The sequence below is a fragment of the Methanolinea sp. genome (genome assembly GCA_030055515.1).
GTDB lineage: Archaea > Halobacteriota > Methanomicrobia > Methanomicrobiales > Methanospirillaceae > Methanolinea_A.
Map to the genome: position 1 here is coordinate 511,759 of JASFYI010000001.1, position 24,686 is coordinate 536,444.

The following is a 24,686-nucleotide window of genomic DNA, read 5'->3' on the forward strand; positions in this document are numbered from 1 at the left end:
CAAGCGACGGAGGTTCCTCAGGAGAAGCATGCCCAGTGCGGGGAGAGCAGGGCCCGCAGCTTCTCCGCGGTCGCCTCCACCCTCCGGTGGGCCGACGGGTCGTACGCGCGCAGGAAGAGGTCGTCGTACACGGCCGGTTCGCGGATGTTCTCGAGGGGAAGCCCCGCGAGTGCCGCGACGATGCCGAGGTTCGTGTAGGGGAGCCCCCCCTCCACACTGTAACCCCCCTCGAGGATGGCAACGACCCTCCCGCCGCAGATCCTCTCCGCGAGGTGAACGGTCTTCCTGACGAGCTCCGCGTACCCCCGCGCGGTCACGGCGAGTCCCGCGAGCGGGTCGGTGAAGTGCACGTCCTGCCCGGCCGAGATCGCGACGAGGTCAGGGGAGAACTCCTCCGCGAGGGGGGCAATCACCGTGTCGAAGAGGTAATGGTAGCTCTCGTCGCCGGTCCCGGGCGGGACCGGCATGTTGACGGTGTACCCGAGGCCCGGGCCCTCGCCCAGTTCCTCTATCCCCCCGGATCCCGGGTAGAGCGGCCTCTGGTGGATCGAGGTGAAAAGCACGGAAGGGTCATCGGAGAAGATGGACTGCGTCCCGTCGCCGTGGTGCGCGTCCCAGTCGAGGACGAGGATCCTGCCCGCTCCCGCACGCTGGAGGTGGCGGACCATGATCGCCATGTTGTTCAGGTAACAGAAACCCGCGCCGGTTCCCGCGCGGGCATGGTGGCCGGGTGGCCTCACGAGGGCAAACGCGTTCCTGCACTCCCCGTTCCACACCGAGACACCAGCCCGCACCGCGCCCCCCGCCGCGAGGAGGGCGGACCGGAAGAGTCCCCTCGGGACGATCGTGTCAAAGTCGATGAAACCTCCTCTCTCGCTCGCTTCCTCGAGGAACGCGAGGTACTCGGGGTGGTGAACCCGCTCCACGTCCTCCCGCGTGGCAGGCAATGGGGGGATGACACGGACTTTCGGGTGGCAGAAGAGACCCTCTTCCGTGAACTGGTCGATCGTGTACACGAGCCTCTCCCTCCTCTCGGGGTGTGAGGGTGTCTGCTCGTGGAGGAGGTACTCTCGGTCGAAGACGAGCCCGGTCGTCATCGGGCCTCCGCGGTGATTCCCGGCGCGATCTGGACGGCGACGTCGGCGATGCGCGCCGTCCTGTAGGATCCCCTGACGACGTCGTAGGAAACGCAGTAAAGCAGCCTCACGTCGTCGACGTCGTGGGGGTGGGCACCCGCCGCGAGTGCCCGCCGCCTCACTTCCTCCGTGCAGAGCGCGACGAGCTCGTCGTCGTCCCCGACCTTCCCGGTGCTCTTTACCTCCCCGTTCATGACGACCCTCTTGCGCAGGCCGTCGAAGTGGGCGTGGAGGGTGAGGCTCACCCGCGAGACCGCGACGCCGATCGCGTTCGCGCAGCCTGCATGGGGAGGGATGACGCAGGGTTTCTTCAGGATGCGGGCTATCTCGGGGACGAGGTACGGCGCGAGGAACCCGCATCCCGCGACGACCGGGAAATCGTGTGCTGCCGCGTGCCTCGCGACCTCCCGGCAGTACCACTCGATGACCTCCTCTGCCTTCCTCCGGGGGATTACCCGGGACGCCTCGTGGTTTCCTACCTCCGCGCCGGACACGTTGAGAGCATCGGTGAGCGTGGGAGCCCTGCCCCCGAAGGCGAGCGCACAACCTTCCCGCCTCGGTTCCAGCTCTTCGGTGACGAGCGAGTCCCCGCCGTACGGGATGGAGTCTGCGCTCACCGCCCGCGTGACCGTCCGTTCGGACTCGTCGAAGAGGTACTGCGTGCGGGGAATGCCCCCCTCGAGGGGGATGAGCTCCGTGGTCGTCCCGCCGACGTCGATGACGAGGCACGAGGAGAGCCCCGTCAGGTAGTGCACCCCGAGAGCTGCCGCGGCGGGACTCGAGTGGGAGAGCATGGAGGGATCCGAAACGGCGGACTGCGGGGTTGCGAGTCCCCCGTCACCCCTGAAAAAGAGGAAGTCTCCCTTCCTCGCCGAGAGGACCGTGCACAGCCGGACGACCTCCTCCTTGATCCTCGCGTTCAACCGCGTCGTCGCGACCCGGGCAGGGAAATCAAGGACGGCGAGCGGGTGGCTCGTCGCGACCTTCTCGTCCGGGTAGTACTTCCTCGCGATCTCGGCGGCAGCCTCCTCGAGGGCCGGGTTCCTCACGGAGAACTTCCCCGCGATTGCCACCGCGTCCGCGGGGTTCGACCGTAGGAATAGTTCGACCTCGTCCCTGTCGATCTCCTCGACGACGTCCCCGCAGTGGTTGACTGCCCCCCGGACGCCCCTCCCGTGGAGGAGCCCGGGTCCCGGCATGAGGACCGTTGCAACCTTCCGCTCCCTCCTCGTCACGATCACGTTGAGGGGGGTCGAGGTGCTGACCGCGAGCCTCCCGTGCCGGCGGACACGGTCGAGTGCCGCATCGATTCCCGCGGTGTTGGGGACCTTCTCGGACTCCACTTCCCCGTCGACGAACGCGACGTCTGTGTTCGTCCCGCCCACATCCATTCCTATGAGCATCGCCGATCCCGTCGTCCTGATTCCATGGGTGCTCCCACCTTGTAAATGGTAGGGGATCGCGGCCCACGGGGTGTCCCGGGAACGCGGGGACCCCGGTCAGGTCCGGACACGGGGGTACCCTATCCCGGAGAGGGAGCGGGCGACCTCGCCGAGAACGGAAGGGTCTTCTATGGTCGGGGGGACTTCGAAGGGCTCGCCGTCCGCGATCTTCTTCAGGACGCGGCGCAGGACCTTCCCGGACCGGGTCTTCGGCAGTCTCCGCACGATGACCGCCGACTTGAAGGACGCGATCGGACCGATTCTCTCGCGGACCATCTTGACCAGTTCCCCCACGATCTCGTCGCCGTCGCGGTCGACACCGGCCTTGAGGACCACGAACCCGAGGGGTACCTCGCCCTTCACCTCGTCGGCGACCCCGGTCACGGCGCACTCCGCGACGTCCGGGTGTGACGCGATCACCTCCTCCATCGCGCCGGTCGAGAGGCGGTGGCCCGCCGTGTTGATGATGTCATCCATCCTCCCCATGATCCACAGGTAACCATCGCCGTCCACGTACCCCTCGTCGCCGGTCATGTAGAAGCCGGGGAACCTCGCGAAGTACGTCCTGTAGCACTCCTCGTCCTTCTGCCAGAGCGTCGTGAGGCAACCCGGTGGGAGCGGGACTGCGATGACGAGGGCCCCTGCCGTGCCCGCGGGGACCTCGCGCCCCGCGTCGTCGAGGACCCTGACGTCGTACCCGGGCATCGGTCTCGTGCACGAGCCCGGTTTCACGGGGTGGGGTGCGATCCCGAAGGGGTTTGCCCCGATGGCCCAGCCGGTCTCGGTCTGCCACCAGTGGTCGATCGCCGGGACGCCGAGGGTCTTTTCCGCCCACGCGAGCGTGTCCGGGTCGCAGCGTTCCCCGGCGAGGAAGAGCGTCCGGAGGGACGAGATGTCGTACTTCTTCACGTGTTCCCCCGCGGGATCCTCGCGCTTTACGGCGCGGAGGGCTGTCGGCGCACAGAAGAGGACGGCGACCCCGTGCTGGGAGATCACCCTCCAGAACGCCCCGGCGTCCGGCGTCCCCACCGACTTGCCCTCGTAGAGGATGCTCGTGCACCCGTAGGCGAGCGGGCCGTAAACGATGTAGGAATGCCCGACGACCCAGCCCACGTCCGACGCGGCCCAGAAAACCTCGCCGGGCCGCATCCCGTAGATGTTCCTCATGCTCCAGAGGAGGGCCACGAGGTGCCCGCCGTTATCCCTCACCACCCCTTTCGGGATCCCCGTCGTCCCCGAGGTGTAGAGGATGTAGAGGGGATCCGTCGCCTCCACCGGGACGCATCCTGCCGGCGGTGCCCTGTCCATGAATCCGGCCCACTCGACGTCCCTCCCCGGGATGAGCTCTGCAGGGCACTCCGGCCTCTGGACGACGACGCATTTTTCCACTTCTGTCCCCGCGAGCAGAAGGGCCTCGTCGATGAGCGGCTTGTACGGGATGAGGCGCGTCACCTCTATGCCGCAGGAGGCGATGAGGAGGACTTTTGGGGCCGCGTCTCGGATCCGCGTCGCCAGTTCCCGCGGCGCGAATCCGCCGAACACGACGGAGTGGATCGACCCTATCCTCGCGCACGCGAGCATCCCGATGACCGACTCCGGTATCATCAGCATGTAGATGACGACCCTGTCCCCCTTTCGGACCCCTAACTCCCGCAGTCCCCCGGCACACCGGGAGACGGCGTCGAGCAGTTCCCTGTACGTGAACGTGCAGACCTTCCCCGTGACGGGACTGTCGTAGACGAGTGCGGGCTGGTCAGCCCTCCCCGATTCCACGTGCCTGTCGAGGGCATTGTAGCACGTGTTGAGGACTGCCCCGGAGAACCACTTTACGCGGTGCGACCCGTCCCACGAGAGGACCCTGTCCCATTCCCGCCACCAGCTCACACCCGCCGCGGCCTCGGCCCAGAATTCTTCCGGTCTCTCGAGCGACCGCCTGTACACCCGGTCATACTCTTCCCGGGTAATACGCGACCCCCCGTGCCATGCCATGACAGGACATGCGGAGAGGTTGGTACACCACGCCAAATACCTTTTCCCGCACGGCCAGGGTTTTTCCCGTTGACAAGAGGATGGGTATATACCGTTTCCGCGTGACAGTGTAGGGGACCAATGGATCCCCACGTCGTCCTCGCCCTGGCAGTCTCCCTCGCGATCGACTGCTTCGCAGTCTCGCTCTCTGCCGGGAACAGGGACAGGGAGAAGAGGTTGCGGACCGGCCTCGTGCTGGGACTCTGCTTTGGCGCGTTCCAGAGCGGGATGGTGCTCGCCGGCCACCTCTCCGCATCTGCCCTAATCGCGGTGATCTCCCGGTTCGACCACTGGGTCGCATTCGGGATCCTCTCGCTCATCGGCGTGAAAATGGTCGCGGAGGGCGCGAAAAACGGCGGTGAGAGCACGTTCTGCGATATCTCTCCGGGAACCGTCGTTGCACTCTCGGTCGCGACGAGCCTCGATGCCCTCGGCGTGGGGTTCTCCCTCGGGTTCGTCTCCGGGGGGATCGTCCCGGTGGCAGTCGCCGCGGGGGTTGCGTCGTTCCTCTTCTCCCTATGGGGATCGCTCCTCGGCGGGAGACTCGCGGAAAAGTACGGCAGGAGATTCGAGATCGTGGGCGGGGTCGTGCTCGCGGCGATCGGGACGAGGATCCTCCTCGAACACCTCGGGATCCCCTGATCCCGCTTGCCCAAGATGTAACCGGCTCACAAATTTTATCTCCCACTTATTTCAAGGTACAAGTGAAAAGCGACGGGGAGGTCTCGCGATTCCCGATATTTACCATTCTATCTACGAGAAGATGAAGAAGATCGGCATCCTGGATATCAGGCAGTATGCCGTGATCGAGAATCCTCCCTACGTTCCCCTCTGCGTCGACAGGCTTGGACCCGACACGTACGCGATCTCCCAGAACCCCGTTGTCGACGGCCAGATGGTCGCGGACCCCGACATCGAAGTCCGTGTGAACCACGAGGAGGAGACTGCCGAACCCCTCGTGTACCAGAGGGGCGATTTGAGGAAGGTCGTCTACCCGGCCCCGGGGAGAGTGAACCTTGCCGTCCGGAACGAGCTTTCGGAACTTCTCGATAGCTGGCTCTCAGACCTCATCGCGAAGGGCTTCAGCCGGTACCAGTAGGACCCGGCGGGAATCAACAGGTTCCGTGGAGGGGAGAGGTGGAGACCCCCCGTGAATGTCCTGTGTCCCCCAGATCCGCCTTTCTTCCTCCCCGAGTTCGAGGAGGCGTACCGGTATATCATCGCCACCTACCGGCCGCCCGCAAGGGACATCGCGGTATTCCTCCCGTGTGCCCTGCGCAAGCCCTATAGCACCAGTCCCAGCCACCGCACCTTCAGGAGCGCGATCGCCTCGGTCCTCCCGCCCGGGTCATACCATGTCGTCGTCTTCGGGACGTGCGGTGTCGTCCCCGAGGAGCTCGAGCGGATGTACCCCTTCGCTCACTACCGCTACATGCTCGGGAAGTGCAGGGACAGGCGTGTCCTCGATGCGTTCCTCGAGATCGAGACGTACCGCCTCGCGGGGTACCTCGAAAAGACGAGGTACACCTACAAAAGACGGGTGGCCTACTGTATCGGACCTTTCCGGGAGGCGATGCGCAGGGCCTCAGAGAGGACCGGGATCGAGCTCGATCTCCTCTTCCCCACGGACACCACGATCCGGCTGAACAGCAATCCCGAGCGGTCGTTACCCGCGGGTTCGCTCTCCATGCCCGCGTACGTGGACGAGTTCATGGAGGGTCTCTCCCGCCTCGCGTGGCACGAATGCACAGGCCGGGAAGACGTCGCCGCGCGCGCGTGGAGGCCGGAGTGATTCAAAAAGTTTAATATCGAGCGATTTCCACTTTATTGCAGGTGTATTAGTGTCCAACTAAGTCACCGGCTGAACGTTTCAATCCATGGCGGAAACCCTGTCTGCGGACAGGGTGGATGCCTCCTTGGCAGGGTAATTCTTCGGCATTCTCCGGTCGTTCTCCCTCGTTTCGCCAATCCCTCCTGCGCATCTCTCCCGAGGACTGTGTGAGTTGCGTGACCGGGGCGTAATACTGCATCCCGCTCTTGGAAAAGGAAATGAGGGAACCGGGTAAAGTGCCCCGTGAGGACATTTCCGGGAACACGCGTTCGGCCCTGCACTACCCCTTCCCTGTCACCTCCCCCCCTTCCGCCGTTTTGAGGGGGAGATTAGGAGTACTGCAGCATCATGTTCCTCTGACATACCCATTCCGGCCCCGGAGATGACCCTTCCCTGTCACCCATGGTCCTTTGCGCCGTTCCGGGCCATGGATTCAGGTCGTCCCGGTGGTATGTACCCGAACATTTGTTCGGCCCCGCAGTGGATGTCTCCCTCGCCCCCGGCTCTTCGAGCCGTTTCGAACCGGGGACCCATTCCACTGTGGCAGGTATCCCCAGAGTTCCCCACTGAGGCAAGCCTGCCATACGCTCTGATACTATATCAACATGTCGATGAGGGGGGCCCTCGCGCAGACCTCTCTCGGGGAGGCGGATCGCCAACCGCGCGGGAAGGCGTTGCAAGAGTGAGGGAGTGCCGGGAGTGGCGAACGGGACAGGGGAACATTCGCGCGCTCCCGCACCGGGCACCTGCCCGCCGCACCATCCCGTTCACTCCACCCGTAGCGAAAGCCCTGTCCCCGTCTCATCGAGGACCCGGGGGCTGGGCGGCGGCGAGAGGAGGCTCCCGGTGACCATCGCGACCGCGGAGACGCCCACGCCGACCAGGCTGAAATGGACGGGGAGCGAGACGACCTTGAAGTACACGAGGCCCCCGCAGGTGCATGAAGCTGCGAGGCCGAGGGCCATGGACGCGAGGGCACCCTCGCGCGTCGCCCTCCGCCAGTAGAGGCCGGCGAGGAGGGGGACTGCGAATGTCGCGAACATGATCCCGATCCCCGCCCATATCAGCCAGACGAGCATCGCGGGGGGATCGAGCGCTGCAAAGAGCGTCAGCACCGCGGCGGCCACGACGGATACCCTGCTCACGAGGATGACCTCGGCGTCGGATGCATTCGGCCTCGCGAGGTTCTTGTAGATGTCCCACGAGAAGTAGGTCCCGATCGTGAGCATCAGCCGGTCGGTCGTGGACATCACCGCCGCGAGCACGACGACCGCGAAGATGCCGTACACGAGGATGCTCGGGTTTGCGGCCTGCAACGCGTAGATGAAAACGAAATCCCCCGCGTTCTTGACGGGGGGGAGAGTGACGAGTCCCTCGGCGACCATCACCCTCCCCGCGAACCCCGCGAACTTGAGGAGGAACATCACGGCAGCGTAGATGCAGAACGCAACGAGGGGTGTCCACCTGAAGAACGACGCGTCCCTCGCGGCGAGGATGTTGTTTATCACGTGCGGTGCACACGCGAGTCCCACCATCAGGAGGAGCGAGAAAGAGAAGATGTACGCGGGGGTAAAGAGACCCGAATCCACCCAGAGCCGCACGAAATCGGGGTTCTGCGCCGCCAGCACCTCGTTTACGTGCCAGAAACCCCCTGCCTTCGCGATCACGAGGGGGGCCATGACCACGACACCGAGGATGAGGATGATCCCCTGGATGAGCGTCGTCCACGTGACCGCGTACAATCCCCCGATGACGGTGTAGATCGTCACGATGAACGCGCCTGCGATGAGCGCGAGCCAGTGGGGGATGCCCAGCAGCCACATGAGGACGATGCTCACGGCCGTGTACTGGCCCGCGAGGTATACGAGGGAGACCACGATTCCCGCGACCGCCGAGAGCGACCTCAGTGCCTTCTGGCTCCCGTACCTGTGCGCGAAGTAATCCTGGATCGTGAGGTACCCGTATTTCTTTCCGAGCCTGTGGATTTTTACCCCGAGGAAGATGATGCAGAAGGCAATGGAGAGTGGCACGAAGACCTGTTCCCAGATCGTCGGCCACCCGTACGCGTACCCGAGGCCCGAGACCCCAAGGAGCGACATCCCGCTGCAGACCGAACCGATCATCAGCATCGTGAAGAGCCAGAATCCCAGTGACCTGCCCGCGAGGACGTAGTCGTTCATCGTGTGTATCTTCTTGGACGCGTAGACCCCGATCCCCACGAGGACGAAGAAGTAGGCGACGATGATCGAGAGGTCGGCAAGCTCGGTCACAGGTTCATCCTCCCGCTGTAAATTCCCCAGGCGGCGAGGAGGGCAATGACAATCGCGACCGTTGCCACCGTGACCCCGAGCGTGAAAGCGAGTCCTTCCGCCATGGTGATCCTTACCTGCTGGGCACGGGTGTGACATAATGGATTCGAAAAGTTATTGTCCCGGCCCCGCTCCGCCCTCCCCGGCGCTGTTTGCCATGCCGCGGGGGATACCGTTGCGCACGGGGACGAATTTCCACAAGGCTAATTACGCGGTATTTTCTATCCCTTATCACTGCGGAGGGACTGTCCCGGACCAATGGCTCTCGAAGAGATAAGGCGCCTCAAGAAGGCCGAGGAGATCGCACTCGGAATCATCGCGGAGGCCGAGAGGGAGGCCGAAACAATCATCGCGCGTGCTGCAGAAGAGGCCGGTGCACTCGTCGCACGGGCTGTCGAGGACGCGAGGAGAACGTGCGGGGAGGAGAGGGAGGCCGCCGTCGCACGCGCGAGGAGCGAGGGGGAAGCGCTCGTCCGGAAGGCGGCATCTGACGCGGAAGCCCTCGCCGCGGCTTCCCAAGAGAGAGCGGAGGCAGCCATCCGGTATGCCGTGCACGTCGTGACTGGAGAGCCGTATGTTGTACCCGGCCAGGATGTACAGGGTGACGCTGGGGATTGACAACACGCGGAGGGGCAGGGGAATAGAGAAGCTCCACGAGATGGGCGTCCTCCACGTCGTTCCCCTCCGCGAGGCCAGCCCGCGGGTGAGGGAGGAACTCGCACCCGGCGAGCGTGACCTGCTCGCGGACCGGTGCGCAGAGTACCGCGCCCGCATCGAGCGGGTCCTCGAGGCCTTCCAGCACGTCTCCCCCGGGACCGTGAACCTCGTGAAAGACTTCTTTTTCCCAGAGGAGACCGCGGGCGTGACCGTGTCCGCCGGCACGCTCGGGGAGCTCTTCGAGGAGATCGATTCTGCCCTCGAAACAGCCGGGCGGGCAATCACGCTCTGGTCCGAGATCTCCGCGATTAGCGAGCGGCTGGGCGAACTCGAGGTCCAGAAGAAGGCCCTGCGGTACCTGGACCTCGTCCCCTTCGACCTCTCCGCACTGGGACAATCACGTTTCCTCTCCGTCCACGCTGCGCTCGTCGAGAAGGAGGCGGCGGGGGAGATCGCGAGGAGACTGGCGGAGAACCTCGGGGACGGTGTCTACATCGACAGGGCGGAGACCGCGGACACGGCCGTGCTCGTGGTCGCGTGCCACGCCGCGGACGGTGAGTCCGCAAGGAAGATCCTCAGGTCGCCCGGTGTCACATTGCCTAAAGTGCCGGTCATCCCCGGCCTTCCCGCCGACGTCCTGGGCGCGGTAGAGAGGGAGATCGGCGAGCTCGGCGGGAGGAAGAGGGCACTCGAGGCGGAACTCCTCTCCCTCCGGGAGGAGTACGAGAGGTACCTCCTCGCCCTCCACGAGGACCTCCTCATCAGGCGGGAAGAACTCGACCTCGTCACCCGGTGCGGGACGACGCGGGAAGTGACGATCATCCAGGGATTCGTCCCGGAACGCGCCCTCGGGGACGTCCGAGAGGGACTCGAGACCGCGACCGGCGGTCACCACTTCGTCAGGGCAGAGGAACCGGACCCCGGCGACCCGTCGGTCCCGGTCCGCTACGAGAACCCGCCGTTCATCGCCCCCTTCGAGTACATCACCACGATGTTCTCGCGGCCGCGGTACGACGAGGTCGATCCCACGCCGTTCATCGCCCCCATCTTCCTCGTCTTCTTCGGGCTGATGCTCGGCGACGCGGGCTACGGGATCGTCATCGCCCTCGCCGGCTACCTCGTCTTCCGCGGCGCAGGGAGGGTGAGTCCCACGATGCGCGACCTCGGCTACATCCTGTGCCTCAGCGGGATCTCGGCCATCGCGTTCGGGGCGGTACAGGGGGGATGGTTCGGCGACGTTCCCCAGAGATTCCTCGGGATCACTCCTCCCCTCGTGCTGATAGAACCGCTCAAGAATCCCATCGCTTTCTTCCAGCTCTCGCTCGTCCTCGGGATCGCGCACATCAACCTCGGGCTCGCGATCGCGCTCTACCAGAACCTGAAGAGGCATTCCTACAGGGAGGCCATCTTCGAGCAAGGCATATGGTTCCTCCTCCAGCCCTCGGCAGGCGTCCTCCTCACGGAGTTCTTCGGATGGGCACCGGTCCCGCGGTGGCTCCACTTCCTCTCGCTCGCGGGGGCAGCGATTGCGATCGCCCTCGTGTTCTACTCGCACGGGGCCATGGGATTCTTCTCCCTCACGGGTTTCCTCGGCGATTGGCTCTCCTACGTGAGGATACTCGCCCTCGCGCTCGCCACGGGGGGAATCGCGATGACCGTGAACATCCTCGCGCAGATCGTGAGCAGTCCCGGGCCGCTCTTCATCATCCCGGCAATCGTGGTCTTCCTCGGCGGGCAGGCATTCAACCTCGTCATCCAGACGCTCGGCGGTGTCATCCACGCGATACGACTCCAGTACATCGAGTTCTTCGGGAAGTTCTACCGGGGAGGGGGGACACCGTTCGTCCCGTTCAGCGTCCAGAGGGTTTACTCGAGGAGAGGTGAACGACAGTGACGATAGGACTGGGAACTGCACTCCTCGCGATCGGTGCCGGCATCGCCGCGGGTTTCCCCGCGATAGGTGCCGGGATAGGCGTGGGAATCACGGGCGCGGCATCGGCGGGCGTGACCGCCGAGCGGCCAGAGAAGTTCGGGGTCGCCCTCATCTACTCCGCGATCCCCCAGACACAGGCGATTTACGGCCTGCTCGTGGCGATCCTCATCCTGCTCACGGGCGGGTTCCTCGGGGGCCTCTCACACGACGTCCCGGTCGGGATCGGCCTCTCGGCGGTCGGCGCGGGACTCGCAGTGGGGATCGCGGGCCTCTCGTCCATCGGGCAGGGGATCGCGGCGTCCTCTGCCGTCGCGATGACGAGCGAGCGGCCGGAGATGTTCGGCAAGGGCGTCGTCTTCTCCGTGATTTGCGAGACGCAGGCGATCTACGGGCTCCTCGTCGCCGTGCTCATCCTCGTCTTCTCGGGGCTTCTTTCCGGGAACTACGTCGCGACGGCAGCAAGTGGCCTCGCGGGGATCGGGTGCGGGCTCGCGGTGGGACTCTCCGGGATCTCCGCGGTCGGGCAGGGGATCGCCGCGTCGGCGGGCGTCGCCGCGACAGGGGAACACCCTGACCTCTTCGGGAAAGGGATTGTATTCGCCGCGATATGCGAGACGCAGGCGATCTACGGGCTCCTCGTCGCGATCCTCATCATGTCCTTTTCGGGGATGTTCACCGGGAATCTCGTCGCGACGCTCGCGTCCGGGGCCGTCGCGATCGGGTGCGGGCTCGCGAGTGGCTTTGCGGGATTCTCGGCGATAGGGCAGGGGATCGCCGCGGCATCCGGCATCGGGGCCTCGGCCGAGAAACCCGGGCTCTTCGGGAAGGGCATCGTTTTTGCTGCCATCTGCGAGACGCAGGCGATCTACGGGCTCCTCGTCGCGGTCCTCCTGATGTCTTTCTGCGGCCTCATATCGGGTGACGTCTCGCTGACCCTCGCCGTCGGGTTCGCCGCGATAGGGGGAGGCCTCGCGGTGGGGCTCGCGGGTCTCTCGGCGATAGGGCAGGGGATCGCCGCGGCGTCCGGCATCGCCGCGACGAGCGAGAAGGAGGAGATGTTCGGCAAGGGCGTCGTCTTCTCCGCGGTGTGCGAGACGCAGGCAATCTACGGGCTCCTCGTCGCGATCCTCCTCATGGCATTCACGGGGATGATCACGCGCGACTTCGTGACCACCATCGCGGTCGGCATCGCGGCGATAGGCGCGGGGATCGCCGTCGGGCTCGGCGGGTTCTCGGCCATAGGGCAGGGCATCACGTGCGCGTCCGGGATCGCCGCGACCGCGCGGCGGCCCGAGGCGATGGGCAGGAGCCTCGTGTTCGCGGCGATGTCCGAGACATTCGCGATCTTCGGGCTCCTCGTCGCGATCCTCATCCTCTTCGGGCTGGGGATATTCCATGTGTGAGGTGCTGGCCGTGGAGCGTGTCGGGAGATGAGCGTCGAGCAGATCGAGCAGCGCATCCTCTCGGATGCGCGGGCGGAGGCCGAAAGGACGAAGGAGAGGGCGGGGATGGAGGCGGAACGGATCCTCGCGCGGGCCCGCGCGGAGGCAGAGCGGCAGGCGCGGGACATCCTCGCCTCGGGGAGGGAAGAGACCGCGAGGATGTGCGCGCAGCTCCTCTCCCAGTCGCGGATCGAGGCGAGGAGGATCCTCAGGTCTGCCCGGGAGAAGGCAATCGACGGTGCACTCGCGGGAGCGAGGGGCCGCCTCTCCCGCGTAAGGGAGAGTCCCGAGTACCCCCGCATATTCTCAAGGCTCGCCGCGGAGGGGATCGCTCTCCTCGGGCAGGGGGAAGCCGTCCTCGAGTTCCACCCTGCCGACAGGCCCCTCGCGGAATCGTTCGCGAAGGAAAATGCCGGCGGTCCCGTCCGGTGCAGGCTCTCCGACAGGCCGCTCGCGACCGCCGGGGGGGTCGTCGTGAGGAGTCCCGACGGCACCGTGAGCGTCAATAACACCGTCGAGGCCCGGTTCGAGCGGATGCGGGGCGAGATCGCGGCCGGGGTGGCGCGGATCCTCTTTGGGGATGGCGGGGTGAAGGCATGACGGGCGACGGGGTGGCAAGGCTCGTCGACGACTTTGCGGCAGGAGTCGGGGTGGACCCGGGGATCCTCGCGGTCCTTGCCCTCGGACTCCTCGTCTTCCTCCTCGTCGCCGTCGTCACGTTCATCGGGTACTTCAGGGAACTGTTCACGATCGCCCGGTTCGCCTACCCCGTCGCCCGGGTGAAGGCGATAGGAAATCCGTTCGTCCGTCCCGACGTCCTCGCCCGGGTGCAGGAGGCGCGGAACACATTCGACGCGAGTGCAGCGGTCCGGGAGGCGGGCGCGGGGATAGCCATCCCGGACGATGCCACGCCCGAGGCCATCGACAGGATCCTCGACGAGTGGTACATCTCCGAGTTCGTCTCGCTCGCGGGCACGGTCCCGGAGAGCATAAAGCCGTTCTTCTCGGCGTACCTCGGGGTCCTCGAGACAGAACAGCTCGTCCGAGCGGCGAGGATGGTCCATTCCCGCGCGGGGAAGGGAATCGACGCGTCGCGGCTCATCCCCGTCGGCTGCCTCACGCCCGACCGGGTGAGGAACCTCGACGGCATCTCCGAGATGCGCGAACTCGCGGCGAGACTCCGGGGCACTCCCCACGAACCTGTCATTTCGGCAGTCCTCCCCGCCTACGAGCAGGAGAGGTCCCTCGTGCGCGTCGAGAACGCCCTCTGGAAACACGCCCTGCAGGGCCTGAACCACTCGCGCGTGAACGTCGATCCCACCCACCTCCCCGCCGTCGCCGGGTTCCTCGGGGTATACACCGACGTGGTCAACATCCTCACCCTCCTGCGCGCGCGGCAGCAGGCGCTCCCTGCGGACGTCGTCTCGGGAATGTTCGTTCCTGGCGGTGCCGTCTACGAGGAGTGGCGCCTCGTGCAGCTTTATGAGAACAGGGGGGCGAGGGAGATCGTGACCCTGATGGCCGGGACGGAGTACTACGATGTGCTCTCGCGCGCACTCCCCGAGGCGGGGGAACCGGACATCTCGAGGCTGGAGGTCGCCCTCGACAGGTTCCTGCTCGCGAAAGTCATCGCGCTCTCGCAGGTCCACCACTTAAAGGGCGGGCCCCTCATCATGTTCGCGGTCGCGCGGAAGTTCGAGGCGCGCAACCTCCGCCTCATATTCCACTCGCTCTCGGAGGGGGTTCCCGTCACCGAGATCGGGAAGTGGCTCGTTGCGGAGGGGGCATCGGCGTGAGGATCGCGGTCGTCGGGAGCAGGAGAATGGTAAGGGGATTCGCGCTCGCCGGGGTGAAGGACCTCTACACCGCGGAGAAGGTGGAGGACGCGAGGGATGTCCTCCCGAGACTGCTGCGGGATCCCTCTATCGGGATCGTCATCGTCCCGGCGCGGTTCAGGCGCGATCTCTCGGCCCTCGTCAGGGCAGCGGAGGGAGCCCGCGACGGGTACCCCGTGGTCATCGCGCTCCCGGAGGGATCGGGAGAAGACGAGTCCCGCGGGGAGGATTTCGAGAGGATTGCCGGACTGGAGTGAGACAGGGATGGAGAGAGAGGTGGATCGGCCGGGCTCGATCGTCAGGGTCACGGGACCCGTTGTCGTCGCCGAGGGGATGAGGGGGGCGCGCATGTTCGAGATCGTCCGCGTGGGCGAGGCCGGCCTCATCGGCGAGATCATCGCGCTCGAGAACGACAGGGCAACGATACAGGTGTATGAGGAGACTTCTGGCACGGTGCCCGGCGAGCCCGTGAGGGGAACGGGGAGGTCGCTCTCCGTGGCGCTCGGGCCGGGCCTCCTCGGCACGATATTCGACGGCATCCAGAGACCGCTCGCGAAGATGCGCGAGGCTACCGGCGATTTCATCGGGAGGGGGATCGACATCCCTGCCCTCGACACCCGCGAAAAGTGGGAGTTCGTCCCCCGCGCAAAACCGGGCGATTTTGTACAGGGTGGCGATATCCTCGGCGACGTGCAGGAGAGGCCTTCCGTTCCCCACCGCGTCATGGTCCCCCCCGGCGTGAGTGGCACCGTCACGTGGGTCGCTGAAGAGGGCAGGTACACCATCACGGAACCGGTGTGCACCCTCCGGTCCGGGGACGCCGGGAGAGAACTCCCGATGGTCCAGTACTGGCCCGTGAGGGCGGCGCGGCCCATCGCGCGGAAACTCGACCCGACAGATCCCCTCCTCACGGGGCAGAGGGTCATCGACCTCCTCTTCCCAATCGCGATCGGGGGGACAGCCGCGATACCCGGGCCCTTCGGGTCGGGCAAGACCGTGGTCCAGCACCAGCTCGCGAAGTGGGCGAGTGCAGACATCGTCATCTTCGTCGGGTGCGGGGAGAGGGGGAACGAGATGGCCGACGTCCTCGCGGAGTTCCCGCACCTTGAGGACCCCCGGACGGGTCTCCCGCTCATCAACCGCATGGTCCTCATCGCGAACACGAGCAACATGCCGGTCGCCGCGAGGGAGGCGTCGGTTTACACGGGGATGACGATCGCGGAGTACTACCGGGACATGGGGTACAAGGTCGCGCTCATGGCAGATTCCACGTCGCGGTGGGCCGAGGCGATGAGGGAGATATCCGGGAGGCTCGAGGAGATGCCGGGGGAAGAAGGGTACCCCGCGTACCTCGGGTCCCGGCTCGCGGACTTCTACGAGCGCGCGGGGAGGGTCAGGACGATCGGAACGGAGGAGAGGGAAGGGTCGGTATCTGTCATCGGCGCAGTGTCGCCGCCGGGGGGCGACTTCTCAGAGCCGGTGACCCAGAACACGCTGCGGATCGTGAAGGTATTCTGGGCACTCGACTCGGACCTCGCGTACCGCAGGCACTTCCCTGCCATCAACTGGCTCACGTCCTACTCGCTCTACACGCACGTCGTCAACGCGTGGTGGCACGCGAACGTCGGTCCCCGGTGGGAGGAGATGAAGGGCGAGATCATGGCGATCCTCCAGAAGGAGAGCGAACTCGAGGAGATGGTCAAGCTGGTCGGCCCCGAGGTCCTCCCCGAGGGCGATCGGCTCACTCTCCTCGAGGCCGAGGTGATCCGCGAGAGCATCCTCATGCAGTACGCGTTCCACCCCGAGGACACCTACACGTCCCCAAGGAAGCTCTACAGGATGGTGGAAACCGTCTTTGCCTTCTTTGACCTCGCGCGCCGCGCCGTCTCGTCCGGCGTCCCCGCGGAGGCAATCCGGTCCCTCCCCTCGAAGTCCCGGCTCGCCCGCATGGGAACGGTCCCGGAGAGGGACGCAGAAGAGGTCTTCTCCGACCTCGACCGCCAGATGAGGGAGGAATTCTCCGCCCTCGGGAGGACGTGAGATGCAGGCAGGAATGCAGAGGGGAGCACGCGAGTTCCGGTCCGTGACCGAGATCCACGGGCCCCTCATGGTCGTGGACGGCGTTTCTGGCGTCGCGTACGGCGAGGTCGTCGAGATTACCCTCTCCACGGGCGAAAAGAGGCTCGGGCAGGTCCTCGAGTCGCGGACATCGAGGGCGATCGTCCAGGTCTTCGGGACGACGCGCGACCTCGACACGAGCACGACGACGGCGCGGTTCACGGGGAGGACAATGCACATCCCGGTCACGGAGGACATGCTCGGGAGGATATTCGACGGGATTGCCCGGCCCCTCGACGGGAGTGCACCCCCCGTGGGCGAGGAAGAAAGGGACATCCACGGCTCGCCCATCAACCCGGACGCGAGGGAGCACCCGAGGGATTCCATCCAGACGGGAATCTCGGTCATCGACGGGATGAACACCCTCGTCCGCGGGCAGAAACTCCCCATATTCAGCGGTGCAGGGCTGCCGCACAACCTCATCGCGGCCCAGATCACCCGGCAGGCGAGGGTCAGGGGACAGGAAGAGCACTTCGCGGTAGTCTTCGCCGCGATGGGAATCACCCACGAGGAGGCTTCGTTCTTCGTCTCCGACTTCACCCGGACGGGTGCACTCGAGCGGGCAGTCATCTTCCTCAACCTCGCCGACGATCCCGCCATCGAGCGGATCATCACGCCCCGGCTCGCACTCACGACAGCCGAGTTCCTCGCCTTCGAGAAGGGGATGCACGTCCTCGTGGTCCTCACGGACCTCACCAACTACTGCGAGGCACTGAGGGAGATCTCGGCCGCGCGCGAGGAGGTCCCGGGGAGGAGGGGGTACCCGGGGTACATGTACACGGACCTCGCGAGCATATTCGAGAGGGCGGGCCGGATAAAGGGCCGGCCGGGCTCCATCACGCAGATACCCATCCTGACGATGCCCGACGACGACATCACGCACCCCGTGCCCGACCTCACGGGGTACATCACGGAGGGGCAGATCGTCCTCTCGAGGGACCTGCACAGGAAGGGCATCTACCCCCCCATCAACCCGCTCCCCTGCCTCTCCCGCCTCATGCAGGGCGGGATAGGGCCCGGGAGGACGAGGGAAGACCACGCCCAGGTCAACAACCAGCTCTACGCTGCGTACTCGCAGGGCATCAGGTTGAAGAGCCTCGTTGCGGTCGTGGGTGAAGAAGGGCTCTCGGAGATCGACCGTACCTACATCAGGTTCGCGGACCGGTTCGAGCGGGAATTCATCGCGCAGGGACCCGAGGAGATGCGCTCGTTCGAGGCGACACTCGACCGGGCATGGGACCTCCTCTCCCTCCTCCCCGAGGCAGAGCTCCGGAGGATCGACGTCTCGTTCATCAGGAAGTACCACCCGGCGCACAGGGGGAGAGGAGAGTGAGCGGCCGGGGGAGGAGCGGGGTCCGGCCGACGAGGATCGAGCTCCTGAAGCTGAAGAAGCAGGAACTCCTCGCGCGGAGGGGGCACGACCTCCTCCAGGAGAAACTCGACGCGATGGTGGTCGCGTTCTACGAGCACAGGGAGGCTTACCTCGCCCAGAGGCGGCGGGCCATCGAGGCGTACCGCTCCGCGCTCTCCGCGCTCGCGCTCGCCGAGATGATTGCGGGGACCGACACCGTGGATTCCATCGCGTTCTCGTCTCCCGCCCTCCCCGACATTCCCCTCGGCACGCGCCTCGTGATGGGGGTCCGGGTGCCGGCCCTGCCGCCGGGACCCCTCCCCGTCCACGAGAGGGGCTATGCCATCCTCGGCACACCCTCTGCCCTCGATACCGCGTCGGCAAAGTGGGAGGAGGCCACGCGCGAGATGATCGTGCTCGCGGAAAAGGCCGGGACACTGGAGAGACTGGCGCGCGAGATACAGAAGACGCGCCGGCGGGTGAACGCCCTCGAGAAGATCCTCATCCCGCGCCTCCAGTCGACGCGGAAATACATCGAGATGCACCTTGAAGAGAGGGAGAGGGAGGACCAGTTCCGAAGGAAGCGGATCAAGCACCTGAAGGGGGAGGCCGCGTGAGCCCGGCGTACAGGGATCCCCTGCTCGACGCGGTCCTCCGCCGCCCGGAGGCGAGGGCAAAAATTGCCTTCTTCTTCCTCGTCCTCCAGTACCTCGTCTACTTCGTGCTCGTCGCGGGGCTCCTCGTCTTCCTGTACGCGGTCGTCACGTTCCACGGATGACGAGGACCGGCCTGTGGGCGATTCTCGCGACCCCCTGCGCGACGCTCCCCGGGATGAGTCCCCCGAGCCAGCCCCTCCCGTGCGAGCTGAGCGCGATGAGGGAGACGTCCTCCTCGTCTGCGCAGCGGGCGATCTCTTCCACCGGGTTCCCGACCCGGACGACGCACCGGGCAGATACCTTCTTCTCCGAAAGGGCCTCCGCCTCTCTCTCGAGCTCTTTTTGTGCCGCCTCGCGCATCGCGGCCACCTCTTCCTCGCTCTCCCCGCTGTCGACGACGTGGAGGAGGACGACCTCGGAGAGCCCGGAGAGCTGGGTCAGCCTCCCGAGTGCCTCGCGCGCGGGTCCCGAGAAATCAGTCGGGCACAGGACCTTGGAGAGGATGCGCGGGCAGAACTTCTCGAATGTCCTCCCCCTGAACCCCTCTATCATGCGGTACTTCATGATCAGGACGCTGCACGGGGAGTAACGGAGGACGTAGCCCGAGACGCTCCCCAGCAGGATGTCGCGGAGGATGCTCTTCCCGCGCGCGCCCACGAGCACGAGCGAGGGCGAGACCTCGTTTGCCACCCGCACGACCATCTCCCCGACGGGACCGCGGGGCACGGTGCGCAGGAGGGAACTCGCCTTGATTCCCTGGCTCTGGAGGATAGCGCACTCGCCCTCGAGCTGCTTCCTCGCCTGTTCTTCCATCATCGCGATTCCCCATTTCGCAAAGCCCGGCCTCGAGGTATCGATGACGTGCAGGAGGATGACTTCTTTTACGTCCGGGAATCCGGCAATGCAGTCCAGAGTCTCCTTTGCATACTCCGAGAAGTCCGTGGGGAAGAGAATACGCGAGAACATGGGGTGATCACACCGGGAATACTCTCGCATTCTATTCCACCGGAGAGCATATAATCCTGCGCGGGGCGGAGAGGAAGCGGGCCGTGAATCCGGAGAATTGTGCGGGAGAGGTGCCGGTAACAGCAAATTATTTATAGACAGCGAGCAATTGTAAAGCGACCCCCGAGGGGTGCGTGACACTGGCGTATGGCAGTGATATCCGAGGATGCTATTGAGAGGCTCAAGAACCTCGCACTGAAGCGGTGCATGGAGCGCTTGGAGAGAGCCAAGGCCATGCCGAAGCCAGCGCCCGCACCCGCGCCCCACCCTCCCGGTGTCACGCGGCTCCTCAAGTCCCGGCACGGACTGCTCTGAAGAGGAGAGACCATGGAAAAGGAATCCTCCCTTCTTGAAATCGTGAGGAGAAAGGAGCTCGAGCTTAAGGCCCTGACAGAGAAGGCCGAGAAAGAGGCAGAGGAGAAGGTCGCGAGGGCCCGCGAGAGAGCGGATGCCATACTCCAGGGCGCGCGGGAGGAGGCAGAAAGGGCGTCAGCGCGGTTCATCGAGGAGCAGCAGGAGGCACTCGAGCGCGAGATCCGGGAGATAGAGGAGAGATCGCTCTCCGAGCGGAACCAGGTCGTGGCGAAGGCAACCGCGAGGATCGAGGAGGCGGCAACGCTCGTCCTCGGCCACGTTGCACCCAAGGGTCCCTGATGCTCCAGAAGATGAAGAACATACTGGTAGTCGGCCCGAAAAAGGACTACCAGCGCATCGTCGACGTCCTCTACCAGGAGGGGACGGTCCACCTCCAGGACATCCCCGTTCCCTCCGACGACCCCGTGTTCTCCCCCATGGAGACGGGAAAGACCGACGAGATATCGTCTCTCCTCCTGAAGATCCACGGGATCGCGCGCATTCTCCCGGGGAAGCCCAACGAGTCGGAAGTCGAGAGAAAGACCGCGGAGTTGCGGAAGAAAACGACGGACGAGCTCCTCTCCGAAGCGAGGGAAATGGTCCACGCGCTCGAGTCGCGGGTCCGCGAACTCGCGACGCGCAAGGGGGACCTCGAGCTTGCGAGGACGACGCTCGAGAGGTACGCGAAGGTCATGCAGAAAATACAGCCCCTCGAGAGCAGGCTGCCCATCCTCGAGGGATTCGAGGTGAGCGTCCTCCTCATCCAGAGGGAATACAGCGACGTCCTCGACCTCATCAAGCCGCAGCTCAAGGCCATCACGAACAACCAGTTCGAGTTCATCGCTGCAGACCTCGACGAGACGACGACCGCGGCGATCACGGTCTTCAACAAGAAGTACTCCCAGGAGGTCCACTCGTTCCTCTTCTCCCAGAACGTGAACGAACTGCGGGTCCCCGAGGAATACGCAAACATGCACCTACAGGACGCGCTCTCCCTCATCGACAGGAGGAAAGGGGATATCGCGAGGGAGATGGCGGAGATCGACAGGGAACTCGGGGAGCTCTCGGCCAAGTGGCAGACGGACCTTTCCGTCATGGCACGCCTCCTCGAGGACCGCCTCGAAGAACTCCGCTCGCTCGACAAGTTCGGGCAGTCCGAGCACACCATCATGATAAAGGGCTGGATCCCGAAGAAATTCTTCAAGAAGACGCAGGAAGCCCTCAGGGCAAACTTCGGGGACAGGGTGGTGATGACGGAGATCCCCGTCCCCCCCGAGGAGATGGAACACGCGCCCACGTTCTACGACAACCCGTGGATAGTCAAGCCGTTCGAGTTCTTCATGAAGCTCGTCTCGCCGCCGAAGTACATCGAGATAGACCCTAGCCCCCTCCTCGCCTTTTTCTTCCCCATCTTCTTCGGGATCATCGTCGGCGACGTGGGTTACGGCCTATGCATCCTCGGGTTTGGCCTCGCGATGAAGTGGAAATTCCCGAAAGTCGAGTGGCTGCAGCAGCTCATGAACATCATGGTGATATCTTCCTTCCCGACGATATTCTTCGGGTTCCTCTTCGGCGAGTTCTTCGGCGATTTCGGCGAACACGTGGGCCTCCTCCACCCTGTCCACTTCCTCGGCATCACGTGGAACAGGGTCGAGGCGATGATCCCCCTGCTCGTGCTCGCCATCGCCATAGGGGTCATCCACATCTTCGTCGGGCTCTCCCTCGGCATCCTGAATGCCTACGCGAGGAAGCAGAAGAAGCACCTCTGCGAGAAGGCGGGGATGATGGGGATAGTCCTCGGGATCATCCTCCTCCTCCTCGCGTTCACGGGAGTCCTCCCGTCTTTCACGATGATCGTCTCGGCCGTGATCATCGTCGCGTTCCTCCCGCTCCTCGTGTACGGTGGCGGGACGATGGGCGTCATCGAGGTGATGAGCACCATTGGAAACATCCTCTCCTACGCGAGGATAATGGCGATCGGGATGGCATCGGTCATCCTCGCGATCGTCGCGAACGAGCTTGGGGGCGCGATAGGGGTCCTCGTCGCGGGGATCGTCATCGCGGCACTCCTCCACGCTCTCAACATCATCCTCGCGATGTTCAGCCCGTCCCTGCACTCTGTCCGTCTCCACATCGTCGAGTTCTACTCGAAGTTCTACGAGGGGGGCGGGATCGAGTACAGGCCTTTTGGAAGGGAGAAGAAGACCGACTGAGCGAGTGCACTAATTCCCGTTAAAATACCGTATTTTTTTAGAGCATGTTGTTTAGGTATTTAATTTATATATTATCAAGATTATGTTACAGGTGTAGGAGGAATGAATCATGGCTGGATGGGAAATTCCACTCGGTGCGGCAATTGCGTTCGCGGCAGGCGCGATCGGAACCGCGTGGGCACAGTCCCGAATAGGGTCCGCGGGAGCGGGGACGATCGCGGAGAGGCCGGAGACGTCCGGATCCATCATCGTCCTCGAAGCGATTCCTGAAACCCTGGTCATCCTCGGTTTCGTGGTCGCATCCATGATCATCATCATGGTGGAGTGAGGGGGGGGACACCGGAATACCCGTGCGCAGGACGCGCGTGGCCGATGTCCCCGCACGGGATGCAAGGGGGCTGATACCGGAAGGGGAGAGACCGGGAATGACGTACGAGGATCTCATAAAGTCGATGGAGGCGGCGGCTGAAGAGAAGAAGGAGGAGATTCTCAGGAACGCGGACCGGCAGGCGGAGGCGATCGTCCGCGAGGCGGAGGAGAGGGCTGGCGCGATAAAGGAGGAGTACATGGCCCGTGCCCGGGCGATCGTCGCCGACAGGAGGAACCGCCTGCTCTACAAGACACGGCAGGACGCCCGCGCAGCAGACATCGCGGAGAGGGAGAAAATGCTGCATGCAGTCTACGCGCGCGTGGCCTCGCAGATGGGAAATTTCCGGGAAAGGGAAGATTACAGGGCGCTCTTCTCCTGGCTCCTCTCCGAGTCCCTCGCGGAGATGGGGGAAAAGGATGTCCAGGTCCACGTCGATCCGAGGGACGAGGCGCTGTGCAGGGAGATCGTCTCCCGGTTGGACGGGAAGTTCGCGGTCGTCCCGGACATCACAACGGCAGGCGGTGTCATCGTCTCTACCCCCGATAACCAGGTTCTCGTCCACAACACCCTCGAGTCGAGGCTCGAGAGGGCGAAGGTTCTCTTGAGGAAAGACATCTGCCACATTCTCTTCGGGGAATGAGCATGGATCTTGGGTACATCAACGCGCGGGTCAGGGGCATGCACAGTCGGCTGCTCGGGCAGAAGGTATTCGATGCACTGATGGTCCAGCAGGATATCCCCTCCCTCGTGACAGAGCTGGAGAAGACCCCGTACAGGGAGGAGATACAGGAAGCGTGCGTCCTCTACCCGGGGATAAAGGGGATCGAGGCTGCACTCCGGATGAACCTCGTGCACACGTGCCAAAAGATCCTCTCCCTCGTCGAGGGGAGCGACGCGGAACCCCTCGTGCGGATCATCCTCTCCCGGTGGGACATCCACAACGTGAAGACGATCCTCCGGGGAAAGCACATCCACGTCTCCTCAGAGGAGATACAGGAGTGCCTGATTCCCGCCGGGTCCCTCGGGGAGCCACTCCTCGTGGAACTCATCAAGCAGCCGGACGTGAGGGGGGTCGTCGACCTCCTCGCCACGTGGGAATCCCCGTACGCGCGGCCTCTCACGCAGCACATGGACGAGTATGCCAAGGGAAAGGAGATCTCGGTACTCGAGTACGCCCTCGACCGGTTCCACTACGAGAACGCGTTCTCCCTCCTCAAGGAAAAAAGCGAAGACCACGAGGTCATGCGGAGGCTCCTTCGGCAGGAGATCGATTCCCTCAACCTGAAGAACGCGCTCCGGATGAACCGCGACAGGGTGGAGCCGGAGACGGCGATTGCGTACTTCCTGCCCGGCGGGGAGCACGTCGGGCAAGAACGGTTCCTCGCCCTCGTGGCCGCGGGCAACATCGACACGATCGTCCAGAACCTCGAGGGAACACCCTACGCGTTCCTCGTCCCGCTCATCCCCGAGGCCATGCGGACCGGGACCTTTTCCCTCCTCGAGAAGGAACTCGACAAGTTCCTGACGAGGAAAGGCACGGGGGTTTACCGGAGCGACCCGCTGGGCGGGGCTGTCGTCATCGGGTACCTCTGGGCCAAGCAGAACGAGATCATCAACCTCCGCATCATCGCGCGGTGCAAGAATGCGCGCGTCTCCGATGCGGAACTGGAGAAGGAGCTGCGGTATGTATAAGTTCATGGTCGTCACCGACCCGGACACCGCTGCCGGTTTCCGGCTCGCGGGTGCCGAGGTGATCGAGGCGGCCGGTCCCGCGGAGGCGAGGAAGATCATCCCGCCCCTCCTCCACCGTGACGACACGGGGATAATCGCGGTGAACGAGGAGTTCATCCAGGCCCTCGATGAGAAACTCCTCAACAGGATAGAGAAGACATACCGCCCGATCATCATCCCGATTCCACGGAGGGCGCGGGCAGGGGGCGGGCCGGGGTACCTCGAGAACCTCCTCCGGAGGGCGATCGGCTACAATATCGTGGTGAGGCGGTAGC

Annotated in this window: 25 protein-coding genes; 20 read left to right on the forward strand and 5 right to left on the reverse strand. The window is 64.7% G+C overall.

Annotation, left to right across the window (positions count from 1 at the left end; all coding sequences use genetic code 11):
- Positions 1-17: 17 nt before the first annotated feature.
- The 3 genes from QFX32_02755 to QFX32_02765 form a co-directional block, all read right to left on the reverse strand.
- Positions 18-1,097, reverse strand: coding sequence for a histone deacetylase (locus QFX32_02755; protein MDI9632959.1), 1,080 nt, complete (start codon positions 1,095-1,097; stop codon positions 18-20).
- Entirely contained in the window at positions 1,094-2,539 is a 1,446-nt protein-coding gene (locus QFX32_02760; GenBank protein ID MDI9632960.1) for a hydantoinase/oxoprolinase family protein, read from the reverse strand. The genes QFX32_02755 and QFX32_02760 overlap by 4 nt, the downstream gene beginning before the upstream one ends.
- 96 nt (positions 2,540-2,635) lie before the next feature.
- Complete coding sequence (locus tag QFX32_02765) at positions 2,636-4,519, reverse strand: propionyl-CoA synthetase (GenBank protein ID MDI9632961.1); 1,884 nt, start codon at positions 4,517-4,519, stop codon at positions 2,636-2,638.
- Between the two features lie 168 nt (positions 4,520-4,687).
- On the opposite strand from QFX32_02765, the gene QFX32_02770 reads away from it, so the two are divergent.
- The 3 genes from QFX32_02770 to QFX32_02780 all read left to right on the forward strand — a co-directional run bounded on the left by QFX32_02770 (position 4,688) and on the right by QFX32_02780 (position 6,398).
- Complete coding sequence (locus QFX32_02770; protein MDI9632962.1) at positions 4,688-5,248, forward strand: manganese efflux pump MntP family protein; 561 nt, start codon at positions 4,688-4,690, stop codon at positions 5,246-5,248.
- A gap of 121 nt (positions 5,249-5,369) precedes the next feature.
- Entirely contained in the window at positions 5,370-5,705 is a 336-nt protein-coding gene (locus QFX32_02775) for a hypothetical protein (GenBank protein ID MDI9632963.1), read from the forward strand.
- A gap of 51 nt (positions 5,706-5,756) precedes the next feature.
- Positions 5,757-6,398, forward strand: a complete 642-nt coding sequence (locus QFX32_02780; protein ID MDI9632964.1) for a DUF5591 domain-containing protein — start codon at positions 5,757-5,759, stop codon at positions 6,396-6,398.
- Positions 6,399-7,204: 806 nt separating this feature from the next.
- On the opposite strand, the gene QFX32_02785 is transcribed toward QFX32_02780, so the two are convergent.
- Complete coding sequence (locus tag QFX32_02785) at positions 7,205-8,707, reverse strand: sodium:solute symporter family protein (protein ID MDI9632965.1); 1,503 nt, start codon at positions 8,705-8,707, stop codon at positions 7,205-7,207.
- Between the two features lie 297 nt (positions 8,708-9,004).
- On the opposite strand from QFX32_02785, the gene QFX32_02790 reads away from it, so the two are divergent.
- Genes QFX32_02790 through QFX32_02835 form a run of 10 tightly spaced genes read left to right on the forward strand, consistent with a single transcriptional unit; the run spans position 9,005 to position 18,860 of the window.
- Positions 9,005-9,364: a hypothetical protein gene (locus tag QFX32_02790; protein ID MDI9632966.1), complete on the forward strand. Its 360-nt coding sequence runs from the start codon at positions 9,005-9,007 to the stop codon at positions 9,362-9,364.
- Positions 9,321-11,297, forward strand: coding sequence for a V-type ATP synthase subunit I (locus QFX32_02795; GenBank protein MDI9632967.1), 1,977 nt, complete (start codon positions 9,321-9,323; stop codon positions 11,295-11,297). The genes QFX32_02790 and QFX32_02795 overlap by 44 nt, the downstream gene beginning before the upstream one ends.
- On the forward strand, positions 11,294-12,739 hold the full coding sequence (locus tag QFX32_02800) for a V-type ATP synthase subunit K (GenBank protein MDI9632968.1): 1,446 nt from the start codon (positions 11,294-11,296) through the stop codon (positions 12,737-12,739). The genes QFX32_02795 and QFX32_02800 overlap by 4 nt, the downstream gene beginning before the upstream one ends.
- A gap of 27 nt (positions 12,740-12,766) precedes the next feature.
- Positions 12,767-13,378, forward strand: a complete 612-nt coding sequence (locus QFX32_02805) for a V-type ATP synthase subunit E (protein MDI9632969.1) — start codon at positions 12,767-12,769, stop codon at positions 13,376-13,378.
- Positions 13,375-14,574 (forward strand): V-type ATPase subunit, encoded by a 1,200-nt coding sequence (locus QFX32_02810; protein MDI9632970.1) that lies wholly within the window; start codon positions 13,375-13,377, stop codon positions 14,572-14,574. Before QFX32_02805 ends, QFX32_02810 begins: the two co-directional genes overlap by 4 nt.
- Entirely contained in the window at positions 14,571-14,870 is a 300-nt protein-coding gene (locus QFX32_02815) for a V-type ATP synthase subunit F (GenBank protein ID MDI9632971.1), read from the forward strand. Before QFX32_02810 ends, QFX32_02815 begins: the two co-directional genes overlap by 4 nt.
- A gap of 7 nt (positions 14,871-14,877) precedes the next feature.
- Positions 14,878-16,653 (forward strand): V-type ATP synthase subunit A, encoded by a 1,776-nt coding sequence (locus QFX32_02820; GenBank protein ID MDI9632972.1) that lies wholly within the window; start codon positions 14,878-14,880, stop codon positions 16,651-16,653.
- Between the two features lie 13 nt (positions 16,654-16,666).
- Complete coding sequence (locus QFX32_02825) at positions 16,667-18,064, forward strand: V-type ATP synthase subunit B (GenBank protein MDI9632973.1); 1,398 nt, start codon at positions 16,667-16,669, stop codon at positions 18,062-18,064.
- Positions 18,061-18,699, forward strand: coding sequence for a V-type ATP synthase subunit D (locus tag QFX32_02830; GenBank protein ID MDI9632974.1), 639 nt, complete (start codon positions 18,061-18,063; stop codon positions 18,697-18,699). Before QFX32_02825 ends, QFX32_02830 begins: the two co-directional genes overlap by 4 nt.
- Complete coding sequence (locus QFX32_02835; GenBank protein ID MDI9632975.1) at positions 18,696-18,860, forward strand: hypothetical protein; 165 nt, start codon at positions 18,696-18,698, stop codon at positions 18,858-18,860. The genes QFX32_02830 and QFX32_02835 overlap by 4 nt, the downstream gene beginning before the upstream one ends.
- On the opposite strand, the gene QFX32_02840 is transcribed toward QFX32_02835, so the two are convergent.
- Complete coding sequence (locus tag QFX32_02840) at positions 18,844-19,704, reverse strand: universal stress protein (protein ID MDI9632976.1); 861 nt, start codon at positions 19,702-19,704, stop codon at positions 18,844-18,846. The two genes, QFX32_02835 and QFX32_02840, sit on opposite strands and share 17 nt — an antisense overlap.
- Positions 19,705-19,890: 186 nt before the next feature.
- On the opposite strand from QFX32_02840, the gene QFX32_02845 reads away from it, so the two are divergent.
- The 7 genes from QFX32_02845 (at position 19,891) to QFX32_02875 (ending at position 24,685) form a co-directional block, all read left to right on the forward strand.
- Positions 19,891-20,058, forward strand: coding sequence for a hypothetical protein (locus QFX32_02845; GenBank protein ID MDI9632977.1), 168 nt, complete (start codon positions 19,891-19,893; stop codon positions 20,056-20,058).
- Between the two features lie 12 nt (positions 20,059-20,070).
- Complete coding sequence (locus QFX32_02850; GenBank protein ID MDI9632978.1) at positions 20,071-20,397, forward strand: V-type ATPase subunit subunit G family protein; 327 nt, start codon at positions 20,071-20,073, stop codon at positions 20,395-20,397.
- Positions 20,397-22,310 carry a V-type ATPase 116kDa subunit family protein gene (locus QFX32_02855; GenBank protein ID MDI9632979.1) on the forward strand — a complete coding sequence of 638 codons (1,914 nt, stop codon included), beginning with the start codon at positions 20,397-20,399 and terminating at the stop codon, positions 22,308-22,310. The genes QFX32_02850 and QFX32_02855 overlap by 1 nt, the downstream gene beginning before the upstream one ends.
- Positions 22,311-22,419: 109 nt before the next feature.
- The gene (locus QFX32_02860; protein ID MDI9632980.1) at positions 22,420-22,638 is read left to right on the forward strand and encodes an ATPase; all 219 of its coding nucleotides are present in this window, start codon (positions 22,420-22,422) and stop codon (positions 22,636-22,638) included.
- A gap of 97 nt (positions 22,639-22,735) precedes the next feature.
- Positions 22,736-23,320 (forward strand): V-type ATP synthase subunit E, encoded by a 585-nt coding sequence (locus QFX32_02865; protein ID MDI9632981.1) that lies wholly within the window; start codon positions 22,736-22,738, stop codon positions 23,318-23,320.
- Between the two features lie 2 nt (positions 23,321-23,322).
- Entirely contained in the window at positions 23,323-24,372 is a 1,050-nt protein-coding gene (locus QFX32_02870) for a V-type ATPase subunit (protein MDI9632982.1), read from the forward strand.
- Positions 24,365-24,685 (forward strand): V-type ATP synthase subunit F, encoded by a 321-nt coding sequence (locus QFX32_02875; GenBank protein MDI9632983.1) that lies wholly within the window; start codon positions 24,365-24,367, stop codon positions 24,683-24,685. Before QFX32_02870 ends, QFX32_02875 begins: the two co-directional genes overlap by 8 nt.
- The last annotated feature ends 1 nt before the right edge of the window (position 24,686 follow it).

Coding starts and splice junctions, on each gene's coding strand:
- QFX32_02755 (MDI9632959.1), bottom strand. CDS start 1,097: ATGACGACCGGGCTCGTCTTCGACCGAGAGTACCTCCTCCACGAGCAG.
- QFX32_02760 (MDI9632960.1), bottom strand. CDS start 2,539: ATGCTCATAGGAATGGATGTGGGCGGGACGAACACAGACGTCGCGTTC.
- QFX32_02770 (MDI9632962.1), top strand. CDS start 4,688: ATGGATCCCCACGTCGTCCTCGCCCTGGCAGTCTCCCTCGCGATCGAC.
- QFX32_02775 (MDI9632963.1), top strand. CDS start 5,370: ATGAAGAAGATCGGCATCCTGGATATCAGGCAGTATGCCGTGATCGAG.
- QFX32_02790 (MDI9632966.1), top strand. CDS start 9,005: ATGGCTCTCGAAGAGATAAGGCGCCTCAAGAAGGCCGAGGAGATCGCA.
- QFX32_02795 (MDI9632967.1), top strand. CDS start 9,321: ATGTTGTACCCGGCCAGGATGTACAGGGTGACGCTGGGGATTGACAAC.
- QFX32_02805 (MDI9632969.1), top strand. CDS start 12,767: ATGAGCGTCGAGCAGATCGAGCAGCGCATCCTCTCGGATGCGCGGGCG.
- QFX32_02810 (MDI9632970.1), top strand. CDS start 13,375: ATGACGGGCGACGGGGTGGCAAGGCTCGTCGACGACTTTGCGGCAGGA.
- QFX32_02820 (MDI9632972.1), top strand. CDS start 14,878: ATGGAGAGAGAGGTGGATCGGCCGGGCTCGATCGTCAGGGTCACGGGA.
- QFX32_02825 (MDI9632973.1), top strand. CDS start 16,667: ATGCAGAGGGGAGCACGCGAGTTCCGGTCCGTGACCGAGATCCACGGG.
- QFX32_02840 (MDI9632976.1), bottom strand. CDS start 19,704: ATGTTCTCGCGTATTCTCTTCCCCACGGACTTCTCGGAGTATGCAAAG.
- QFX32_02845 (MDI9632977.1), top strand. CDS start 19,891: ATGGCAGTGATATCCGAGGATGCTATTGAGAGGCTCAAGAACCTCGCA.
- QFX32_02850 (MDI9632978.1), top strand. CDS start 20,071: ATGGAAAAGGAATCCTCCCTTCTTGAAATCGTGAGGAGAAAGGAGCTC.
- QFX32_02855 (MDI9632979.1), top strand. CDS start 20,397: ATGCTCCAGAAGATGAAGAACATACTGGTAGTCGGCCCGAAAAAGGAC.
- QFX32_02860 (MDI9632980.1), top strand. CDS start 22,420: ATGGCTGGATGGGAAATTCCACTCGGTGCGGCAATTGCGTTCGCGGCA.
- QFX32_02865 (MDI9632981.1), top strand. CDS start 22,736: ATGACGTACGAGGATCTCATAAAGTCGATGGAGGCGGCGGCTGAAGAG.
- QFX32_02870 (MDI9632982.1), top strand. CDS start 23,323: ATGGATCTTGGGTACATCAACGCGCGGGTCAGGGGCATGCACAGTCGG.
- QFX32_02875 (MDI9632983.1), top strand. CDS start 24,365: ATGTATAAGTTCATGGTCGTCACCGACCCGGACACCGCTGCCGGTTTC.